At 72.6% G+C, this 18480-nt stretch carries 19 protein-coding genes; 9 read left to right on the top strand and 10 right to left on the bottom strand.

All coding sequences use genetic code 11. The features are described from left to right. Positions 1-25 precede the first annotated feature (25 nt). The 3 genes from AFM16_RS29680 to zapE form a co-directional block, all read right to left on the bottom strand. Complete coding sequence (locus AFM16_RS29680; protein WP_030789645.1) at positions 26-607, bottom strand: carbonic anhydrase; 582 nt, start codon at positions 605-607, stop codon at positions 26-28. A 97-nt stretch (positions 608-704) separates the two neighbouring features. Then, positions 705-1112, bottom strand: coding sequence for a hypothetical protein (locus AFM16_RS29685; protein ID WP_030789642.1), 408 nt, complete (start codon positions 1110-1112; stop codon positions 705-707). Positions 1113-1293: 181 nt separating this feature from the next. Then, positions 1294-2439: a cell division protein ZapE gene (gene zapE / locus AFM16_RS29690; RefSeq protein ID WP_370628094.1), complete on the bottom strand. Its 1146-nt coding sequence runs from the start codon at positions 2437-2439 to the stop codon at positions 1294-1296. Between zapE and AFM16_RS29695 the strand changes: the two genes are divergently transcribed. The 4 genes from AFM16_RS29695 to msrB all read left to right on the top strand — a co-directional run bounded on the left by AFM16_RS29695 (position 2438) and on the right by msrB (position 5776). Next, on the top strand, positions 2438-3223 hold the full coding sequence (locus tag AFM16_RS29695; protein WP_030789637.1) for a pyrimidine reductase family protein: 786 nt from the start codon (positions 2438-2440) through the stop codon (positions 3221-3223). The two genes, zapE and AFM16_RS29695, sit on opposite strands and share 2 nt — an antisense overlap. A 171-nt stretch (positions 3224-3394) precedes the next feature. Beyond that, entirely contained in the window at positions 3395-3868 is a 474-nt protein-coding gene (locus AFM16_RS29700; protein WP_030789634.1) for a putative universal stress family protein, read from the top strand. 90 nt (positions 3869-3958) lie between these two features. After that, positions 3959-5344: a UDP-N-acetylmuramate--L-alanine ligase gene (murC, locus tag AFM16_RS29705; protein WP_030789631.1), complete on the top strand. Its 1386-nt coding sequence runs from the start codon at positions 3959-3961 to the stop codon at positions 5342-5344. 24 nt (positions 5345-5368) lie between these two features. After that, complete coding sequence (gene msrB / locus AFM16_RS29710) at positions 5369-5776, top strand: peptide-methionine (R)-S-oxide reductase MsrB (RefSeq protein ID WP_030789628.1); 408 nt, start codon at positions 5369-5371, stop codon at positions 5774-5776. 37 nt (positions 5777-5813) lie between these two features. Here the strand turns inward: msrB and AFM16_RS29715 are convergent, their stop codons facing one another. From AFM16_RS29715 to AFM16_RS29730, 3 genes are all read right to left on the bottom strand, one after another. Then, complete coding sequence (locus tag AFM16_RS29715) at positions 5814-6836, bottom strand: lysylphosphatidylglycerol synthase transmembrane domain-containing protein (protein WP_078635360.1); 1023 nt, start codon at positions 6834-6836, stop codon at positions 5814-5816. A 302-nt stretch (positions 6837-7138) separates the two neighbouring features. Beyond that, positions 7139-8599 (bottom strand): sensor histidine kinase, encoded by a 1461-nt coding sequence (locus tag AFM16_RS29725; RefSeq protein ID WP_078635365.1) that lies wholly within the window; start codon positions 8597-8599, stop codon positions 7139-7141. Continuing rightward, on the bottom strand, positions 8596-9288 hold the full coding sequence (locus AFM16_RS29730; RefSeq protein WP_078635367.1) for a response regulator transcription factor: 693 nt from the start codon (positions 9286-9288) through the stop codon (positions 8596-8598). Before AFM16_RS29730 ends, AFM16_RS29725 begins: the two co-directional genes overlap by 4 nt. Positions 9289-9452: 164 nt before the next feature. Between AFM16_RS29730 and AFM16_RS29735 the strand changes: the two genes are divergently transcribed. The 5 genes from AFM16_RS29735 to AFM16_RS29755 all read left to right on the top strand — a co-directional run bounded on the left by AFM16_RS29735 (position 9453) and on the right by AFM16_RS29755 (position 13836). Then, positions 9453-10799, top strand: a complete 1347-nt coding sequence (locus AFM16_RS29735) for a ferredoxin reductase family protein (protein WP_078635369.1) — start codon at positions 9453-9455, stop codon at positions 10797-10799. Between the two features lie 19 nt (positions 10800-10818). Next, complete coding sequence (locus AFM16_RS29740) at positions 10819-11205, top strand: FMN-binding protein (protein ID WP_078635372.1); 387 nt, start codon at positions 10819-10821, stop codon at positions 11203-11205. A 116-nt stretch (positions 11206-11321) separates the two neighbouring features. Further along, positions 11322-12485 (top strand): ABC transporter ATP-binding protein, encoded by a 1164-nt coding sequence (locus tag AFM16_RS29745; RefSeq protein ID WP_078635375.1) that lies wholly within the window; start codon positions 11322-11324, stop codon positions 12483-12485. Beyond that, positions 12482-13171 (top strand): ABC transporter permease, encoded by a 690-nt coding sequence (locus AFM16_RS29750; RefSeq protein WP_078635378.1) that lies wholly within the window; start codon positions 12482-12484, stop codon positions 13169-13171. The genes AFM16_RS29745 and AFM16_RS29750 overlap by 4 nt, the downstream gene beginning before the upstream one ends. Continuing rightward, positions 13168-13836, top strand: a complete 669-nt coding sequence (locus AFM16_RS29755) for an ABC transporter permease (RefSeq protein WP_030793203.1) — start codon at positions 13168-13170, stop codon at positions 13834-13836. Before AFM16_RS29750 ends, AFM16_RS29755 begins: the two co-directional genes overlap by 4 nt. Before the next feature lie 97 nt (positions 13837-13933). On the opposite strand, the gene AFM16_RS29760 is transcribed toward AFM16_RS29755, so the two are convergent. Genes AFM16_RS29760 through AFM16_RS29775 form a run of 4 tightly spaced genes read right to left on the bottom strand, consistent with a single transcriptional unit; the run spans position 13934 to position 18239 of the window. After that, on the bottom strand, positions 13934-14533 hold the full coding sequence (locus tag AFM16_RS29760; RefSeq protein ID WP_030793200.1) for a GTP-binding protein: 600 nt from the start codon (positions 14531-14533) through the stop codon (positions 13934-13936). Continuing rightward, entirely contained in the window at positions 14520-14960 is a 441-nt protein-coding gene (locus AFM16_RS29765) for a DUF742 domain-containing protein (RefSeq protein WP_030793196.1), read from the bottom strand. Before AFM16_RS29765 ends, AFM16_RS29760 begins: the two co-directional genes overlap by 14 nt. Before the next feature lie 43 nt (positions 14961-15003). Further along, positions 15004-15480 (bottom strand): roadblock/LC7 domain-containing protein, encoded by a 477-nt coding sequence (locus AFM16_RS29770; RefSeq protein WP_030793193.1) that lies wholly within the window; start codon positions 15478-15480, stop codon positions 15004-15006. After that, positions 15477-18239, bottom strand: a complete 2763-nt coding sequence (locus AFM16_RS29775) for a sensor histidine kinase (protein ID WP_078635380.1) — start codon at positions 18237-18239, stop codon at positions 15477-15479. Before AFM16_RS29775 ends, AFM16_RS29770 begins: the two co-directional genes overlap by 4 nt. Between the last annotated feature and the right edge of the window lie 241 nt (positions 18240-18480).

An 18480-nucleotide genomic window follows, 5' to 3' on the forward strand; every position in this document is an offset into this window, starting at 1 on the left:
TCCGCGGGGGCGGGCGTCGGGCCGCTCACAGGGCTTCGAAGCTGTCGGTGTCCACACGGTGCTCCAGCACCGCGCCGGTGTGGACCTCGTAGTACCAGCCGCGCACCCGCAGCCGGCCGTCCGCGAGCCGCTTCTCCACACAGGGGTAGGAGCGCAGCCTGAGCAACTGGGCGAGGACGTGGTGCTGGACGGCGAGGGCGACCGCCGGGTCCTTCGGGTCGGCGCCGCCGGGTTCGTCCGCGGCGTGCGCCAGCCAGTCGCGGACGGCGGGGACGGCGTCGAGGTCGTCGCCGCGCACCAGCGCGCCGACGGCACCGCAGTGCGAGTGACCGCAGACCACGACGTCCTGGACGCCGAGGACCTCCACGGCGTACTCGACGGTGGCCGCCTCGCCGGTGGGGCGGTCGGAGCCGTAGGGGGGAACGATGTTGCCCGCGGTGCGCAGCTCGAAGAGCTGGCCGGGGCGGGCGCCCGTGATCAGCGCGGGCACGACCCGCGAGTCGGAGCAGGTGATGAACAGGACCTGCGGAGACTGGCCCTCGGCCAGCTCGGCGAACTCCTCAGGGCGCTGTCCGAACGTACGGGCGTTGTCGATGAGGGGCTGCATGACGTGGTGACTCCTCCTGGCGCGCTGTGGGGGCGCGTCGGACGTGCAAAACACAGGACAGTGGGGGAACTGCGGTTCTGCGGGTGCCGCGCGGCCGTCAGCAGCGGAAGACCTGGAGTGCCGCCGGGGAACGGCCGGCCGAGGGTCTCGACGGGCGGTCGTAGGGTTCGGCCGGGCGGTCCCGGCCGTGGCGGGCCGTGGGCTCCGGCGCCAGCGGGGCGCGCTCGGGCTCCTGGGGGGCCGGGGCGGCGGTGAACGCGACGCGGTGGCGGTCGCGGGAGCGGAGGGGATCGGCGGCGCCGCCGAGGTGGCCGCAGTCACGGACCGTGACGTACGCCTCGCGCGGGGCCTGGGCGGAGGGGGCGGCCCCGGGCTGGGTCCTGGTCTCGGCCTTGTGTGCGGTGTACGCATGTGCGAACGAGGGGGCGGGTGCGAGGAACGGGAGGGCGAGCAGGACGGCGGCGACGAACGCCACGGCCGCCCGGGCGGCCGTACCTCGGAACATGCGCCTCCCTCCGGGCGGTTCACGCCATGCGGCAGCTCTAGTCCAGACCAATGGTTGGTCAACGACAGGTCAAGAAACACGTTAACCCTGCAAAGAACTTTGCAGGGTTAACTGGGCGTTTCCAGAAAAAGTGCGCCTCAAAAGCGAGGGTCGTGTGGCGCGAAGCTGGTGTTACCGAACGTTACCGGGGCTCGACGAGCCGCTGGGCGTCGCGGGCCAGCGCGGTGAGGCGGGAGATGGCCCGGAAGTACTTCTTGCGGTAGCCGCCGTTCAGCATCTCCTCGCTGAACAGCCGGTCGAAGGGGAGCCCGGAGGCCAGCACCGGGACCTCGCGGTCGTAGAGCCGGTCGGCCAGGACGACGAGCCGCAGGGCCGTCGACTGGTCGGGGACCGGCCGCACGTCCGTCAGGCACACGGCCTTCAGGCCGTCCGTCAGCGCGCCGTAGCGGCTGGGGTGGACCTTGGCGAGGTGGTCCAGCAGATGCGGGAAGTCGTCCAGCGAGGCGCCCGGCGTGGCGTACGCCGCCTTGGTCACCTGTTCGTCGGAGTACGGCGCCGGTGCCTCGGGCAGACCGCGGTGCCGGTAGTCCTCGCCGTCGATGCGCAGCGCGCGGAAGTGCGCCGACAGGCCCTGGATCTCGCGCAGGAAGTCGGCCGCCGCGAACCGGCCCTCGCCCAGCTTGCCGGGCAGGGTGTTGGAGGTGGCGGCGAGCGCGACACCGGCGTCCACCAGCTTGCCGAGCAGGGTGGAGACCAGGACCGTGTCGCCCGGGTCGTCCAGCTCGAACTCGTCGATGCAGAGCAGCCGGTGGCCCGAGAGCGTGCTCACCGTCTGCTGGAAGCCGAGGGCGCCGACCAGGTTGGTCAGCTCCACGAAGGTGCCGAACGCCTTCAGCGCGGGCTCGGCCGGGGTGGCGTGCCAGAGCGAGGCGAGCAGATGGGTCTTGCCGACGCCGTAGCCGCCGTCCAGATAGACGCCGCGCGGGCCGGCCGGGGCCTTGGGGGTCTTCGCCCGGCCGAAGCCGAGGAACCCCCGCTTGGCGGAGCCCACGGCGTGCGCTCCGCCGAGCCCGCCCGCGAAGCCCTCCAGGACACCGACCGCCTCGGTCTGGCTCGGCTGGTTCGGGTCCGGGATGTAGGTGCTGAAGCGGACCGAGTCGAAGCGCGGCGGCGGCACCATCTCGGCGACCAGCCGGTCCGCGGGGACGAACGGCTCACGGGCGCACAGGGACAGCGGGGCCGCGTCGGCTATCGCGTCGATGCCGGGAGCGGGGGTGGAAGACGACACGGTTCCCCATGCTAGTCGCCGTGCCAGACTGCCTCGCATGCGACGGCTGTTCCCTGTGACCGACCAGACAGCACCGACGACCTCCGGCCAGGAGCGGGAGTGGAGTCTCGACGAGCTGGCCGAGGCGTACGCCTACCCGCCGCCCGCTCCCGGGGAGCCGCGGCCCCGGCTGCGGGCCAACATGGTGTCCACGCTCGACGGCGCCGCCCAGCACGACGGGCGGTCCCAGCCCATCTCCACCGCCGCCGACATGCGGATCTTCGGCACCCTGCGGGGGCTCGCGGATGTCATCGTCGCGGGCGCGGAGACCGTACGGCAGGAGCAGTACCGGCCGGCCCGCGCGCGGGCCGAGTTCGCGGCGCGGCGGGAGGCGGCCGGGCAGGGGCCCGCCCCGGCGATCGCCGTGGTCACCGCGAGCCTGGACCTCGACTTCTCGCTCCCGCTGTTCACCTCCCCCCTGGTGCCCACCCTGCTGCTGACCGGCGCCGCGGCCGCCCCCGACCGGGTGGCCGCCGCCGAGAAGGCGGGCGCGCGGGTGGTGATCGCGGGCGACGGCATGGGCGTCGACCCCGCGCGCGCGGTCCGGGCGCTCGCCGAGCTGGGGCACACCCGGCTGCTCACCGAGGGCGGCCCCCGGCTGCTGGGGCAGTTCGTCGCCGCCGGGGTCCTCGACGAGCTGTGCCTGACCGTCTCGCCGATGCTCACGGCGGGGGACGCGCAGCGCATCGCGGGCGGCCCGTCGGTCCCGGTGCCGCAGCGGTTCGCACTGATGTCCCTGCTGGAGGAGGACGGGTTCCTCTTCGGCAGGTACGGGCGGGCCTGAAACGCCCGGACGGGGTTAGTCGTGCAGGTGTGCGACCCCGGATCCGACACCCCCAAGGTCCCGAAAACGGCGGAATCTGCCGTTCCGGTTAGCTTCGGGTGGGCAGACTAGGACTCGCAGTTCCCGTGCTGGCACGGGGAAGGATGGTTTCCGCAGGAGAATGGGGCGCTGGTGTTCACAAGTGTGTTGATGATCGAGAAGGCCCTGACGTCCGCCGACGTGGAGTTCGTCGCCACCTTGCACGGGGACGAGGAGGTCTCCTTCCATGTGCTGCTCCAGCCACGCGGCGACCAGGCCGACCGGTTGCTGCGGGCCATCGACGACGTGGCGCTCGGCGAACTGGACGAGGCCGCGCGCGAGCGGGAGACCCCCGAGGGGGAGGAGGCGAAGGGGTTCGGGGAACGAGCCCTGGAGGTCTCCCTCCAGGCACTGAACGCGGCCGGCCACGACGCGACCGGACGGCTGGTCGAGGACCATCCGCTGGACGCGCTGAAGACCCTGGTGGAGGAGGCCGGGGCGGACGAGGTGATCGTGCTCACCGACCCGCACTACGTGGAGGAGTTCTTCCACCGCGACTGGGCCTCGCGGGCCCGCCACAAGGTGGGCGTGCCCGTGCTCAAGCTGTTCTCCCACAGCAAGGCGTGAGGCGTTCCGTACGGCGACGGCCCGTGCCGCAGAGCCCGTGCCATAGGGTTCGGGATGACTGAACGTTCGCCGTACCACCAGGAGACACGCATGGCACCCGGCCTTCCTCCCGCCATGGACCGACCGCACTTCATCGGCATCGGCGGCGCCGGGATGTCGGGGATCGCCAAGATCCTCGCGCAGCGCGGCGCCCGGGTGGCCGGCAGCGACGCCAAGGAGTCGGAGACGGCCGCCGCGCTGCGGGCCCTGGGCGCCACCGTGCACATCGGGCACGCGGCGGAGCACCTGGCCGACGACGCGAGCTGTGTCGTCGTCTCCTCGGCGATCCGGCAGGACAACCCCGAGCTGGCCCGCGCGGCCGAGCTGGGCGTCCCGGTCGTGCACCGCTCCGACGCGCTCGCCGCGCTGATGGACGGGCTGCGGCCGATCGCGGTCGCGGGCACCCACGGCAAGACGACCACCACCTCCATGCTGGCCGTCTCGCTGTCGGCGCTGGGCCGCCGCCCCTCCTACGCCATCGGCGGCGACCTGGACGCGCCCGGCTCCAACGCGCTGCACGGCGACGGCGAGATCTTCGTCGCCGAGGCGGACGAATCGGACCGCAGCTTCCACAAGTACGCCCCCGAGGTCGCGATCGTCCTCAACGTGGAGCTGGACCACCACGCCAACTACGCCTCGATGGACGAGATCTACGAGTCCTTCGAGACCTTCGCCGGCCGGATCGTGCCCGGCGGCACCCTGGTGATCTCCGCCGACCACGAGGGCGCGCGGGAACTGACCCGGCGCGTCGACGGCGTGCGCGTGGTGACGTACGGCGAGGCCGAGGACGCCGACGTCCGGGTGCTGTCCGTCGTACCGCAGGGCCTGAAGAGCCTGGTCACCGTCCTGCTGGACGGGCAGGAGATCACCTTCACGGTGTCCGTGCCGGGACGCCACTACGCGCACAACGCCGTCGCCGCGCTGACCGCCGGTGTGGCCCTCGGCATCCCGGCCGGGGAACTCGCCCCCGCCCTCGCCGCCTACACCGGCGTCAAGCGCCGCCTCCAGCTCAAGGGCGAGGCCGCCGGCGTCCAGGTCATCGACTCCTACGCCCACCACCCCACCGAGATGACGGCCGACCTGGAGGCGATGCGCGCGGCGGCCGGTGACGCCCGCATCCTGGTCGTCTTCCAGCCGCACCTGTTCTCCCGTACCCAGGAGCTGGGCAAGGAGATGGGCGAGTCCCTCACCCTGGCCGACGCCTCCGTCGTCCTCGACATCTACCCGGCCCGCGAGGACCCGGTCCCCGGCGTCACCAGCGCCCTGATCATCGACGCCGCCCGGGCCGCGGGCGCGGACGTGACCCCGGTGCACGACAAGGGCGAGGTGCCGGACGTGGTCGCGGGAATGGCCAAGCCCGGTGATCTCGTTCTCACCATGGGCGCGGGCGACGTGACCGACCTGGGCCCGCGCATCCTGGACCGTCTCGCACGGTAGTCCGCAGCAGAAGGGTTGAGGCTCATGTCGTACGACGTCGAGAAGCCGGACGAGCAGTGGCGGGCGGAGCTGACGCCCGCCGAGTACGCCGTGCTCCGGCAGGCCGGCACGGAGCCCGCCTTCACCGGGGAGTACACCGACACCAAGACCAAGGGCGTGTACTCCTGCCGGGCGTGCGGCGCCGAACTGTTCACCTCCGACACCAAGTTCGCCTCGCACTGCGGCTGGCCGTCCTTCTACGACCCGAAGGACACCGACGCGGTGGAGCTGATCGAGGACCGCTCCCACGGAATGGTCCGCACCGAGGTGCGGTGCGCGCGCTGCGGCTCGCACCTCGGGCACGTCTTCGCCGGGGAGGGCTACCCGACCCCGACCGACCAGCGGTACTGCATCAACAGCGTCTCGCTGCGGCTCGCGCCGGACGAGGGCTGAGGCCCGCGCCCCGGGTGGCGTTGTCCAGAGGTGACGCTCACAGGTGCCGCCGCTGCACCAGCGCCGAGAGCACCAGCATCCCGGGCAGCAGCGGCACCCACACCGTCAGCGTGCGGTAGCCGATGACGGTGGCCGTGGCCAGGGCCAGCGGGGCGCCGTACCCGGCCAGCGCCAGCACCAGGGCCGCGTCCACCGGACCGATCCCGCCCGGCGCCGGGACGGCACCGGCCGCGGTGCTCGCCGCGAGGAACGCGAAGAGCAGCTCGGGCCAGCTCAGGGGCAGCCCGAGCGCCTTCCCCACCGACGCCACCACACACGCCTGGATCAGCGGCGCCGCCAGCGCCCCGCCCCACAGCGGCACGAACCTGGCCGGACGGGTGTGCAGCCGGCGGACGTCGGTGAGGGCCGTGCGCACGAACCCCAGCGCGGGGCCGCGCAGCGGCCGGACCACGCCGACCAGCAGCGCGCCCACCGCGGGCGCCAGCACGATCCCCACGGCGGCCAGCAGCAGGGCGCGGTCGTCGGGGATGAGCGCCGCCACCGGGGCCATGAAGAGGAAGGCGAGCACCAGAGGTGTCTTCGCCAATGCCCTGACCAGCGAGTACAGCCCGATCGACGCGGTCGCGCGGGCCAGCGGGACGCCCTGCCGCTGGAGGAAGCGGACGGTGACCGCGTGGGCGCCGAGGCTCGCGGGCAGGACGTGGTTCGCGGCGCCCGCGGCGATCTGGGAGGCGACCAGCAGACCCGGTGGCAGCCGGTCCTGGATCGCGCCCTGCCGGACACAGGCGGCGGCGACCGCGCCGAGGTAGGTGAAGAAGAGCCCGGCCAGCAGCCACCACGGGTCGGCGGTGGCCAGCCGCGTGGTGCCGTCGCGCACGGCGTGCCAGTCGACGGCCGCCCACACCCCGAGATACAGCAGCGGGAGCAGGCTGAGGGCGTACCGGGCGAGGGTGGCGCCGGGAAGCGCGGGGGAGGGGGCCGGGGGTTCCGACGGCGGGGGGACCGGCGGGGCCGCGGCGGTGCCGGTGGCGGTGTCGAGCGGGAGCGGGAGCGGGGTCACGGCGCACGTCGTCCTTCCACGTCACGTGTCCGCACGCGGCAGCGGTGACGGATCAGGCCCTGAGCGGGGAGGCGGGGCGACAGGCAGGGGGTGGAGGTGGCAGGCGGGGGGCAGCGGGCAGAGGCTGGCAGGCAGGGGGCGGCGGGCAGGGGCTGGCAGGCAGGGGGCGGTGGAGCGGCGGGGAACGCGGGAGAACATCCCCTCCGCGCGTGACGGCGCGGTGTCCGCAGTCCGACGGCACGCGGGCGGAGGGGCGAAGGGGTACGGCGACGCTGTGAGAGTTCTGCCCGTGCCCCCGCGCGCTACGCCCCCGGCCCGCCCAGCGGCAGCGTCACCGTGAACACCGTCGCCCCCGGCCCGCCGTCCAGGTCCAGGGTGCCGCCGTGGGCCTGGACCAGGGAGCGGGCCACGGACAGCCCGAGGCCGCTGCCCCCGCGGTCCCGGCTGCGGGCCTTGTCGACGCGGTAGAAGCGGTCGAAGACCTGGTCGCGGTCGCCCGGCGGGATCCCGGGACCCCGGTCGGCGACCCGCACCCGTGCCGTGCCGCCGGCGGCCAGCACGCCGACCGAGACCGGGGTGCCGGGCGGGGTGTGCACGGCCGCGTTGGTGAGCAGGTTGTCCAGCACCTGGCGGACCCGGTGCGGATCGAGCCGCAGCCGGACCGAGGCCGGGCCCGGCAGGACCGTCAGCGGGTGGCCGTGATGGCCGGCCCGGAACGCGTCGGCCGCCTGCCCGACCAGGTCCACCAGATCGGTGTCCGCCATCCGCAGCGGGGCGGCGTCCACCTCGGCCGCGTCCAGCCGCGCGAGCAGCAGCAGATCGTCGAGGAGGAACCCCATCCGGGCGGCCTCGGCGCGCAGCCGGGCCAGATGCCGCTCCCGCTCCTCGGGCGCGTTGGCGGCCGCGTACTGGAACAGGTCGGCGTAGCCGCGGACCGACATCAGGGGCGTGCGCAGTTCGTGCGAGGCGTCCGCGACGAACCGCCGCAGCCGCTGCCCCGCCTCCGCGCGCACGGCCAGGGAGGCGTCGATGTGCTCCAGCATCGTGTTGAACGCCGTCCGCAGCTCCTCCACCTCGGGCCCGCCGCCCGGCGCCTCCGCGCGCAGCGGCAGCCGGGACGCCGACTCGGACAGGTCGTGCGAGGCGATGCCGTGCGCGGTGCGCGCCATGTCGCTCAGCGGCTGGAGACCACGCCGCAGCATCGCCCGGCCGAACACCACCAGGGCCAGCAGCGCCAGACCGAAGATCACCACCTGGATCGTGACGAGCATCCGCACGGTGTCCTCGATGCCGTCCAGCGGCGCGCCGCTGACCAGGATCACCCCGGGCTCCACCTCACAGGCCCGCAGCCGGTACCCGCCCTCGCCGTCGAGGTGCGCGGTGCGCAGCACCTCGGTGCCGGTGGCGGTCCGCTCACGGGCCAGGGCGGTGAGCACACCGACGTCCTCGGGGACATCGGCCGGGTCCTCCGGCCCGCGCAGCACGGGGACGCCGCCCCGGACGTCGTACACCGCGTAGTACCACCTGTAGTACTTCTTGCCGGCGAGCGTGCCGGAGTCCGCGATGCTCTTGGACTGGGCGACCTGCGCGAGCTTGAGCTGGTCGTCGAGCTGCGCCGACAGATAGTCCCGCATGTACGTCGTCAGGGCGGTGCCCACCACGGCGAACACCACCAGCGCGAGCGCGCCGAGACCCAGCGCGAGCCGGGTGCCGAGCCGGAGCCGCCGGTACGACCGGCGCAGGCCCCTGAGGCCGCCGCTCATTCGGACGCCTGGCGTATCGCGTACCCGAAGCCGCGGACCGTCCGGATCAGCGGGTCCTCGCCGGTCGCGTCGAGCTTGCGGCGCAGCCGGCTGACGACCAGTTCCACCACGTTGGAGCGACCGCCGAAGCCGTACTCCCAGACATGGTCGAGGATCTGCGCCTTGGTGAGGACGGTCGGCGATCTGCGCATCAGATAGCGCAGCACCTCGTACTCGGTCGGGGTCAGGGTGAGGGGCCGTCCGGCGCGGCGCACCTCGCGGGTGTCCTCGTCCATGGTCAGGTCCGCCACCCGCAGGACCGAGCGCTGGAAGGCGGGCCCGGCGCTGCGCCGCAGCACCGTCCGCAGCCGCGCCATCAACTCCTCCACCGCGAACGGCTTCACCAGGTAGTCGTCACCGCCGCGGGTCAGTCCCGCCACCCGGTCGGCCACCCCGTCGCGGGCGGTGAGGAACACCACCGGCACCATCGTGCCGGAGCGCCGCAGCCGGTCCAGGACACCGAAGCCGTCGAGGTCGGGCAGCATCAGGTCGAGCACCACGATGTCCGGACGGAACTCCGCGGCGCGGCGCAGCGCCTCCTCGCCCGAGTTCGCGGTGACGGCGTCCCAGCCCTCGTAGCGGGCGACCGTCGCCACGAGGTCGGCGATCGGCGGGTCGTCGTCCACGACGAGGAGTCGTACTTTTTCCACCCGCCCATACTGCGCCACCGGCCCCGGACCGCAGCAGCCCCGTCCGCCGCCCGCCGAAGATCGATACGCCTTTGAAAGTCGTACGACAGGAAAACGACAGCGAAGCACGGCGAAGCTCGGGTTCCGAGGATCTGAACGAGGATCCGATCAAGGAGCTTCCTCCCGTGACGACCGTCCCCACCGCCCCGTCGCCGCCCGTGTCCCCCACCTCGGTACGGCCCGCAGCCGTGGCCCGCACCGGCCTGTACGCGCTGCTCGCGGCGAACGCCGCCGTCGTGACCCTCCTCGCCGTCCAGGCGGGCTTCGCCTCCAACGCACTCGTCGTCATCGGCCGGTTCGCCGGGCTGTACGGCGCCCTGCTCATGGCGTTCCAACTGCTGCTGGTCGCCCGGCTGCCCTGGCTCGACCGCCGCATCGGCATGGACCGGCTGACGAACTGGCACCGCTGGACCGGCTTCGGCCTGCTCTGGACGCTGGTCGCACACCTGGTGTTCATCACCTTCGGATACGCCCGGTCCTCGTCGCTGGACCCGGTGAGCGAGCTCGTCGACCTGGCCGAGACCGTCGAGGGCGTGCTGCGCGCCACCGTCGCGACGGCGCTGATCCTGGTCGTCGGCGCCGTCTCCGCCCGCCGGGCCCGCCGCCGACTGGCCTACGAGACCTGGCACTTCATCCATCTCTACACCTACGCCGCCGTGGTCCTGGCCTTCACCCACCAGGTCGCCGTCGGGACGACCTTCACCGCGTCGGCCGCCGCCACGGCGTACTGGTACACCCTGTGGATCACGGCCGGGGCGGCACTGGTGACCGGCCGGCTGCTGCTGCCGCTGCGCCGCAACCTCCGCCACCGGCTGCGCGTCGAGGCCGTCGTCCCCGAGAACGACCAGGTGGTGTCCGTGTACATCACCGGACGGCACCTGGACCGACTGCCCGCCCGGGCCGGCCAGTTCTTCCTGTGGCGGTTCCTGACCAGGGACCGCTGGTGGCAGGCGAATCCGTACTCCCTGTCGGCCGCGCCCGACGGCACCCGGCTGCGGCTCACCGTGAAGGCGGCCGGTGCCGGTTCCGCGTCCCTGCGCCATCTGCGGCCCGGCACCCGGGTGTTCGCCGAGGGACCCTACGGCGCGTTCACCGCGCTGCACCGCACCCGACCCGCCTCCCTGCTCATCGCCGGCGGGGTCGGCGTCACGCCGGTCCGGGCGCTCCTGGAGGAGATCGACGGGCATGCCGTGGTGGTCCACCGGGTGGCAGCGGAGCGGGACGCCGTGCTCCACGACGAACTGCGTCAACTGGCCCTCGCCAAGGGCGCCGACCTGCACCTGGTCACCGGGCCGCCGGTGCCGGACCGGCTGGGTCCGCGCGAACTGGCCGCGCTGGTACCGGACATCGCCGAACGGGACGTCTTCCTGTGCGGGCCGCCGCCGATGATGACCGCGGTCCTCGGCACCCTGCGCGAACTGGGCGTGCCCGCGCGGCAGATCCACTTCGAACGCTTCAGCCTGGCCGGATGAAACAGGGAGAAACAGCACCGTGAAGCGAGCTTTGCCCGTCCTGGTCCTGTCCGTGGCGGGACTGATCCCCGTCTGGCGCTACGAGCCGTCGGCCCCTGCCGCGTCGTCCGTCTCCGTGGACCCTGCGGAGGGAAGCGCCACCGCCGGGGACACCGTCACCGGGACGACCGTCCGCACCGAAAAGGGCGACGTCCAGGTCCAGTTGACCTACGACGGGGACACGATCACGGCCGTGAGGCTGCTCAAGCAGCCGGACCATCCGCAGACCGCGGCCGCCGTGCCCCGGCTGATCGCGGCGACCCTGGAGGCGCAGAGCGCGGACATCGACACGGTGTCCGGCGCGACGGTCACCAGCGACGGCTACCGGGAGTCCCTCCAGGCCGCGATCGACGCGCGGGGCGCCTGACCCGTCTCCCGTCAAAACCCCCGCAACACAAGCGGTCTAGACTCTCCCCGCAACGGCTCGAACTCAGATGGCCGAGAACGGGCGGATCGTGGCAGACCCGAAGGGCGTTCGGCGTTTTGATACGGATAGATTCAGTCACCAAGCGGTACCCGGACGGCACGGTGGCGGTGGACCGGCTCTCCCTGGAGATACCGGACCGCGCGATCACCGTCCTCGTCGGCCCCTCGGGATGCGGCAAGACCACGACACTGCGGATGATCAACCGGATGGTGGAACCCAGCGAGGGCACCATCTCCATCGACGGCCAGGACACCCGGCAGCAGCCGGTCAACAACCTGCGCCGGTCGATGGGTTACGTCATCCAGAACGCCGGGCTCTTCCAGCACCGCACGATCGTCGACAACATCGCCACCGTGCCCCGGCTGCTGGGCTGGAGCAAGGACAAGTCCCGTGCCAGGGCACGGGAGTTGATGGAGCGCGTCGGCCTCGACGCCTCGTTGGCCAAGCGCTACCCCTACCAGCTCTCCGGGGGCCAGCAGCAGCGCGTCGGCGTGGCGCGGGCGCTCGCCGCGGATCCGCCGGTGCTGCTGATGGACGAGCCGTTCTCCGCCGTCGACCCCATCGTCCGCAAGGGTCTCCAGGACGAACTTCTGCGCATTCAGGCAGAGTTGGGCAAGACGATCGTCTTCGTCACGCATGACATCGACGAGGCGGTCAAGCTCGGCACCATGGTCGCCGTACTGCGCACCGGCGGCCGGCTCGCGCAGTTCGCGCCGCCCGCCGAGCTGCTCTCCCAGCCGGCCGACGCGTTCGTCGAGGACTTCCTCGGCGCCGACCGCGGCATCCGGCGCCTGTCGTTCTTCTCCTCCGCCGGACTCGACCTGCTGACCACGCCGATCGTCGCCGTCGACGCGAGCGCCGCGCAGATCGCCGCCCGCACCTCCGACGACGTCCCCTACCTCCTCGTCACCGACCTGGACGGCAGGCCGCTCGGCTGGAGCGAGCCGCGGGAGCTGACCGCCGGGGACGTCGACACCGGCCGACTGCTGCCCTACGGGCGGCCGTTCGTCGCCGGGCGGGACTCGCTGCGGGCCGCGCTGGACTGCGCGGTGCTCTCCCCGACCGGCTGGGCGGTCGCCGTCGACGGCGAGGGACGGGCCGCCGGTGTCGTCTCCCAGACGGCCATCGGCGAGGCGATCCGCGGCGCCCACGCCACCGAGACGGATGCCGCCGACGCCCTCGCGGAGCGGCCCGCCGCCGTGCAGAAGGCCGCCTGGTGAACCGCTTCTTCGACATTCCCAGCGACCTCCAGCACAGTTGGGCCGGTCTGATCGGGCTCCATCTGCGCGAGGCGCTGCTGCCGGTCCTGGGCGGACTGCTGCTCGCGCTGCCGCTCGCCCAGCTCTGCGTCCGGCTGCGCTGGCTGTACCCGCCCGTCCTGTGGGTGACGACGGTCCTCTACGCGATCCCGTCGCTGGCGTTCTTCGTCGTCCTCATCGACTACACCGGCCAGACCGAGACCACGGTGATGATCCCGCTCACCGTCTACACGCTCGTCGTCCTGGTCCCGGCGATCGTCGACGGCGTCCGCTCGGTCCCGCAGGAGACCCTCGCCGCCGCCACCGCCATGGGCTTCGGACCCGTACGCCGGTACGTCCAGGTCCAGTTGCCGATCGCCGTGCCCGCCATCATCGCGGGCCTGCGGGTGGCGACCGTGTCCAGCATCAGCCTGGTCAGCGTCGGCACCCTGATCGGCAACCAGGGCGCCCTCGGCAATCTGCTGCACGACGCGACCATCTACAACCGGCCCGAACTCGCCTGGAACGCCGTGCTCACCATGGCCGTCCTCGCGATCCTCGCCGACGCCCTGCTGGTCGGCCTGCGGGTCCTGCTGACGCCCTGGATGCCGAGCGGCACGGCAGGACGCGCCGACCTCCGCGTCCGTAAGGAGGCCGTGGCCCCGTGAACGTACTCCACTACGTCCAGGCGTTCTTCAGCGACCATGCGCACTGGCAGGGCTACGACGGCATCCCCACCCGGGTGGGCGAGCACATCGGATACACCCTGGAGGCGCTCGCCCTGGCCGCCCTGATCGGACTGCCGGTCGGTCTGCTCACCGGGCACTTCGGACGCGGCGGGAACACCCTGTCGCTGATCGCCACCGCCGCGCGGGCGCTGCCGACCTTCGGTCTGCTGGTGCTGATGACCATGCTGATCGGCTTCGGCATGCTGCCGGTGATGATCCCGCTGGTGGTGCTCGCCGTCCCGCCGATCCTGGTCACCACCTACGAGGCGGTGCGCTCCGTCGACCGGTCCCCGGTGGACGCCGCGCGGGGCATGGGCATGAGGGAGGCCGGGGTCCTGCTGCGCGTCGAACTCCCCGTCGCTCTCCCGCTGATCCTGGGCGGGCTGCGCTCGGCGGCCATCCAGATCGTCTCCACGGCCACCATCGCCGCGTACGTCAGCCTCGGCGGCCTCGGCCGGTACATCGTCGACGGCCTCTACCAGCGCGACTACGAGAAGGTCGTCGGCGGCGCCACCCTGGTCGCCGGCCTCGCCCTCGTCACGCTCGGGCTGTTCTGGGCGGTGGGCCGGGTGGCGGTGTCGGCGGGGGTGCGGCGCAGCAACTGAGACGGGTGCGACGTACGAGGGCGGCCCGCCGACGGATCTCCGTCCGGCGAGCCGCCCTTGTCCTTGCCCTTGTGGTCCTTGTGTGCGGCGCCTGCGCTCAGCCCTCCGAGCGGGCCAGAGCCTGTTCCAGGACGACCAGCAGCGCGTCCCGCACCGAGCCCCGTTCGCGGGCGTCGAAGACCAGGATCGGGACACCGTCGGACACGTCGAGGGCCCAGCGGACCTCGTCCAGCGTGTGCGCCACCCGGCCGTCGAAGGCGTTGACGGCCACCGCGAACGGGATCTGCTTGTGCTCGAAGTAGTCCACGGCCGCGTAGCAGTCGTCGAGCCGGCGGGTGTCGACGATGACGAGGCCGCCGACCGCGCCCTCCACGAGGTCGTCCCACATGAAGCCGAACCGTTCCTGCCCGGGGGTGCCGAACAGGTAGAGCTTCAGGGTCGGGTCGATGGTGATGCAGCCGAAGTCCATCGCGACCGTCGTCGTGGTCTTGGTGGGGGTGTGGCTGAGGTCGTCCACACCCGCGGCGACCTCGGTGATGGCGGCCTCGGTGGTGAGCGGCTCGATCTCGGAGATCGAGCCGACGGCGGTGGTCTTGCCGACGCCGAAGCCGCCCGCGATCACCAGTTTCACCGGCAGCGGCGGCCGCACGGCGGCCTGGCCGGTCCGGGTTCGGACCAGCGGTTCAGTCGGAGTCACGGAGTACCCCCCGGGAGTCGGGGATGGCCCGCAGGCCATCGATAACCCTGCGCAGTACGGACGCGTCATGGGTGACGCCGGAGTCGGGCACGTGCACGGAGAGCTGCCCCGCCGTCCGCAGGTCCTCGGCGAGGACCCGCACCACGTTCAGGTGCAGCTTCAGTCTGGCGGCGATCTCCGCGATCGACTGCGGTTGCCTGCAAGCGGCGACGATGTCGTGCTGTTCGAACGAGAGCCGGTCGAGCACGGCGAGTCCCTCACTGGTCGCGACCAGTTGGGTCTCGACGGGCATCGTCCGGCCGGACGACGCCTCGCCCGCGCCCGCCACCCGGCCCGCGGTGACCAGGAAGGGCCGTACGGCGGACGCGGGGCGGACCGGTGCGAGTCCGTCGTCGTCCACGTCGTCCGGAGTCCGGCCGTCCGCCATCGGTGTCGTTCGCTTCCTCTGCGGTTCCTGCGGTGCCGGACGCTCAGCGCGTCCGCGTGGCGCCGACGCTGTTCTTCAGCTCCAGCACGAGCTGCGGACTGAGCGCGGTGCCCGCGCGGTTGGCGAACACCGTCATCTCGTAGGCGATGTTGCCCAGCTTGGCCTCCTTGTCGGTGACCACGCCGAGCACGGCGCCGCTGCCGATCGCGGAGACCAGGACGTGACCGCCCTCCAGATCGATGATGACCTTGTTCAGACCGCCCAGGCCGTAGTTGCCGGAGGCGCCCGCGGCGAGGCTGGTGATGCCGGAGACGATCGCGGCCAGCCGCTCGGAGTCGGCGTGCTCGCGTAGTTCCGACACGGCGATCAGCAGGCCGTCGGAGGACACCGCGATCGCGTCCACGACGCCGGCCGTCTCGGTGGCGAAACGGTTGAGCAGCCAGGTGAAGTCGGCTGCGGCGGCGCGCAGATCGGTCGGCGTGGCGTCTCCCGAGGGAGTCTCACCTGTCGACGTGCTCACTGCTCGGCTCCTTCCGGAAGGTGGTTCTGGTGGTTCTGGTGGTGCTCGGTGGGGGTGGGCTCGGGGGTCGGCTGCGGGTGCGGCCGTGCGTGTTCGCCGGTGTCGCCGACGGAGTCGCGGTGGGCGCGTTCGACGGCCGCCTCGAACTCCTCCAGCGCGCTGCGGACGGCGTCCGCGTCGGCGGGGCGGGCGGCCTGGCGGGCCGCCTGCTGAGCGGCGTCCGCGGTGGTCCGCAGGGTCGCTCCGCGCACCCGGCGGCGCAGGGGGCGGGGGCCGTCGTCGCCGGTGGCTGTGGCAGCGCCGGGTGAGGCGTGGCCGTTGGCGGGTGTGCGGTCGGGTGCGGGTGCGGGTGCGGGTGCGGGTGCCGGTGCGGGCGCCCGTGCGGGCGCCGGTTCTTGCTTCGGCTCCGGGGCGGTGGCCAGGGGCGAGGTGCCCTCGGAGCTGGTGCGGGGGGTCGGGACGGCCGGGACGCCGGAGCGCACGGGGGCCGCCGGCGGGACGGAGGTCACCGGGTCGGGTGCGTCGGCGGTCCCCTGCGGGGCGGTCGCCTCGGAGGACGCCTCCCCGACGGACTCGTGCTCCGCGGCCGTCTCCTGTTCCTGTTCCTGCTCCTGCTCCTGCTCGCGGCGTGGCACGCGGCGGGGGAGCGGGCCGGCCTCCTCGGTGTCCTCGGTGACGGCCCAGGACGGTACGGAGGACGCGCGGGACGGGCCCGACGACGGCGCCGACGGGGCGGGCAGCTCGGCCGGAGCCGAGGCGTCCGCCGGTCCGTCCACACCGCTCAGCGTCAGCAGCAGGGACGACGGGATGGTCACCTCGGCCGTCACACCGCCGCCCGGGGTGCGGGAGAGGGCGACGTCGATGTCCCAGCGGCGGGCCAGGGCGCCGACCACGAACAGGCCGAGCACCTTCGTCGGCACCAGGTCGAGACGCTCACGGCGCACCAGACGGGCGTTCTCCTCGGCCAGCCGCTCGGCGCTCATGCCGAGGCCGTGGTCGGCCACGGTGATCGTCGCGCCGCCCTCCGCGGAGTCCACCGCCACCTCGACGGCGCTGCCCTCGGGCGAGAACGACACGGCGTTCTCCAGGAGTTCGGCGATCATCAGCGTGAGGTCGCCGATGATGTCGGGCTCCACGATCGTCTCGGAACCGGCGTACAGGCGTACCCGCTGGAAGCCCTCGATCTGGCCGAGCGCGGCGCGCACCACGTTGGTGAGCGCGGTCGGACCGGAGTCGAGGACGGTCTCGCGGATGCCGGCGAGCAGCATCAGGCTGTCGGCGTTGCGGCGCAGCCGGACGGCGATGTGGTCGATGGAGTAGAGGCGTTCGAGCAGCGCCGGGTCGGTCTCGCCGCGCTCCACCGCGTCGATCAGGGCGAGCTGACGGGTGGTCAGGTTGCTGACGCGGCGGCCGACGTTGCCGAACATCTCGGCGACGTTGCGCCGGCTGAGCACCTGGCGCTCCAGCAGGGCGGCCGCGGTGGTCTGCACGTTGTTGAACGCCTCGGCGAGTTCACCGATCTCGTCGTCGGCGGTGACCGGCAGTTCGCGCAGCTTCGGCGGGCCGGACTCCTCGGCGTCGTCGTCGGCCACCCGGGCCAGCTCGCGCCCGGCGATGTCGGCGACCTCCTGCGCGGCGCCGGTCAGCGCCAGCACCGGCCGGACCACGGAACGGCGGACCAGCACGGAGAAGGCGATCCACAGGACGAAGCTGAGCAGCGCCAGGTTCAGCAGCAGGCCCGCGCGCAACTCGGCGCTGGAGGCGGCCTCGTCGGCGCGGTCGGCGATGTCGTCGATCAGCGACGTGGTGATCTTCAGCCGTGTCTCGGACTGCGCGCTGTACTCGGGGTAGGAGGCGAGGGCCGCCCGGAACGCGGTCCGGATGTCGGCCTTGGACTCCGCCTGCAACGCCGAGGGATCCACGGCGAGTTCGGCGAAGTGCTGGCCGATCACCGCCTGCGAGGAGTTGTGCTCGATGCCGTGCAGCCGGTCGGTCTGCGCCTCGGTGGCGAACCGGGCGAACCGCTCGGCCTGGTACTGGTACACCTCGTAGGAGCCGACCGCGCCGGTGAACTCGATGAGCGCGTTGCTGTCACCGGTCCGGGCGGAGAACACACCGGTCTCGTAGGCGCCGTGCGCGGCGTCGGCGCGCAGCAGCGAGTCGAGCAGGTTGCCGGTGAAGGTGGTCGCCAGACCGGTGTTGCGGTCCAGACCGAGGCCGTCGATGAGGGCCTTGGCCGCGTTCGCGTACGCCGGGTCGATGTTGTCGGCGGGCAGATAGCCCTGCTCGATGGTGTCCCGCAGGCCGGCCAGGCCCTGGACCTCGCGCAGCGCCTGTGCCTCGGTGTCGGGCAGCCGGTCGCCGAAGGCGTCGACCACCTTGCGGACCTGCGCGTCGACGGCGAGCTGGGACTGCCGGTAGGCGTCGGTGGAGGGCGTGCCCCCGTCGAAGGACGCCTGGTAGCGCACGGAGAGCAGGACCGCCTGCTGGTGCTCGTCCTGGAGTTCGGCGACGAGCTGGGCCACCTGGGCGCTGTCCCGCACCAGTTGGGCCGCCGACTCGGCACGGTTGGACTCCTGCACCAGATCGACGATCAGGTACGTGAGGAGCAGGGCGATCACCGTCAGCGGGATACCGACGAGTACGTTCAGCTTGCGCTGGAAGGGCCATCGGTCGGCGAATCCCCGCAGTCCCCGTCGCGGGGACGACGGTGCCGAACGGGCCGACCGGGCGGGCGCGTCCACCTCTTTCGTGGACACCGGGCCTCCTTCAAGGGGGTGTTGCGAGCGTGATGACGGGCACGCGTGTGACCGGATGTACGGAACGGCACCCGAGCGGCCCCCGCACACCGCCGTGGTTGACGTCAACTCTGGGGACACTATCGCTTCTTTGTACGGCCCCGTGTGTTGCCCTACGTCAAGAATCCATTACGAAGCGCCCCCAGGTTCTGCACGATTGGCGGCCGAACAACACACAAGTCCCCATGAAACGAACCCAATC

Source organism: Streptomyces antibioticus (genome assembly GCF_002019855.1).
GTDB classification, from domain to species: Bacteria; Actinomycetota; Actinomycetes; order Streptomycetales; family Streptomycetaceae; genus Streptomyces; species Streptomyces antibioticus_B.

Excerpts from the sequence above, each read along its gene's own strand:
- AFM16_RS29725 (WP_078635365.1), bottom strand. The coding sequence starts at position 8,599 with ATGAGCGGCGGCCTCAGGGGCCTGCGCCGGTCGTACCGGCGGCTCCGG.
- zapE (WP_370628094.1), bottom strand. The coding sequence starts at position 2,439 with ATGCGAGGCAGTCTGGCACGGCGACTAGCATGGGGAACCGTGTCGTCT.
- AFM16_RS29685 (WP_030789642.1), bottom strand. The coding sequence starts at position 1,112 with ATGTTCCGAGGTACGGCCGCCCGGGCGGCCGTGGCGTTCGTCGCCGCC.
- msrB (WP_030789628.1), top strand. The coding sequence starts at position 5,369 with ATGTCGTACGACGTCGAGAAGCCGGACGAGCAGTGGCGGGCGGAGCTG.
- AFM16_RS29680 (WP_030789645.1), bottom strand. The coding sequence starts at position 607 with ATGCAGCCCCTCATCGACAACGCCCGTACGTTCGGACAGCGCCCTGAG.
- AFM16_RS29695 (WP_030789637.1), top strand. The coding sequence starts at position 2,438 with ATGCGACGGCTGTTCCCTGTGACCGACCAGACAGCACCGACGACCTCC.
- murC (WP_030789631.1), top strand. The coding sequence starts at position 3,959 with ATGGCACCCGGCCTTCCTCCCGCCATGGACCGACCGCACTTCATCGGC.
- AFM16_RS29765 (WP_030793196.1), bottom strand. The coding sequence starts at position 14,960 with ATGGCGGACGGCCGGACTCCGGACGACGTGGACGACGACGGACTCGCA.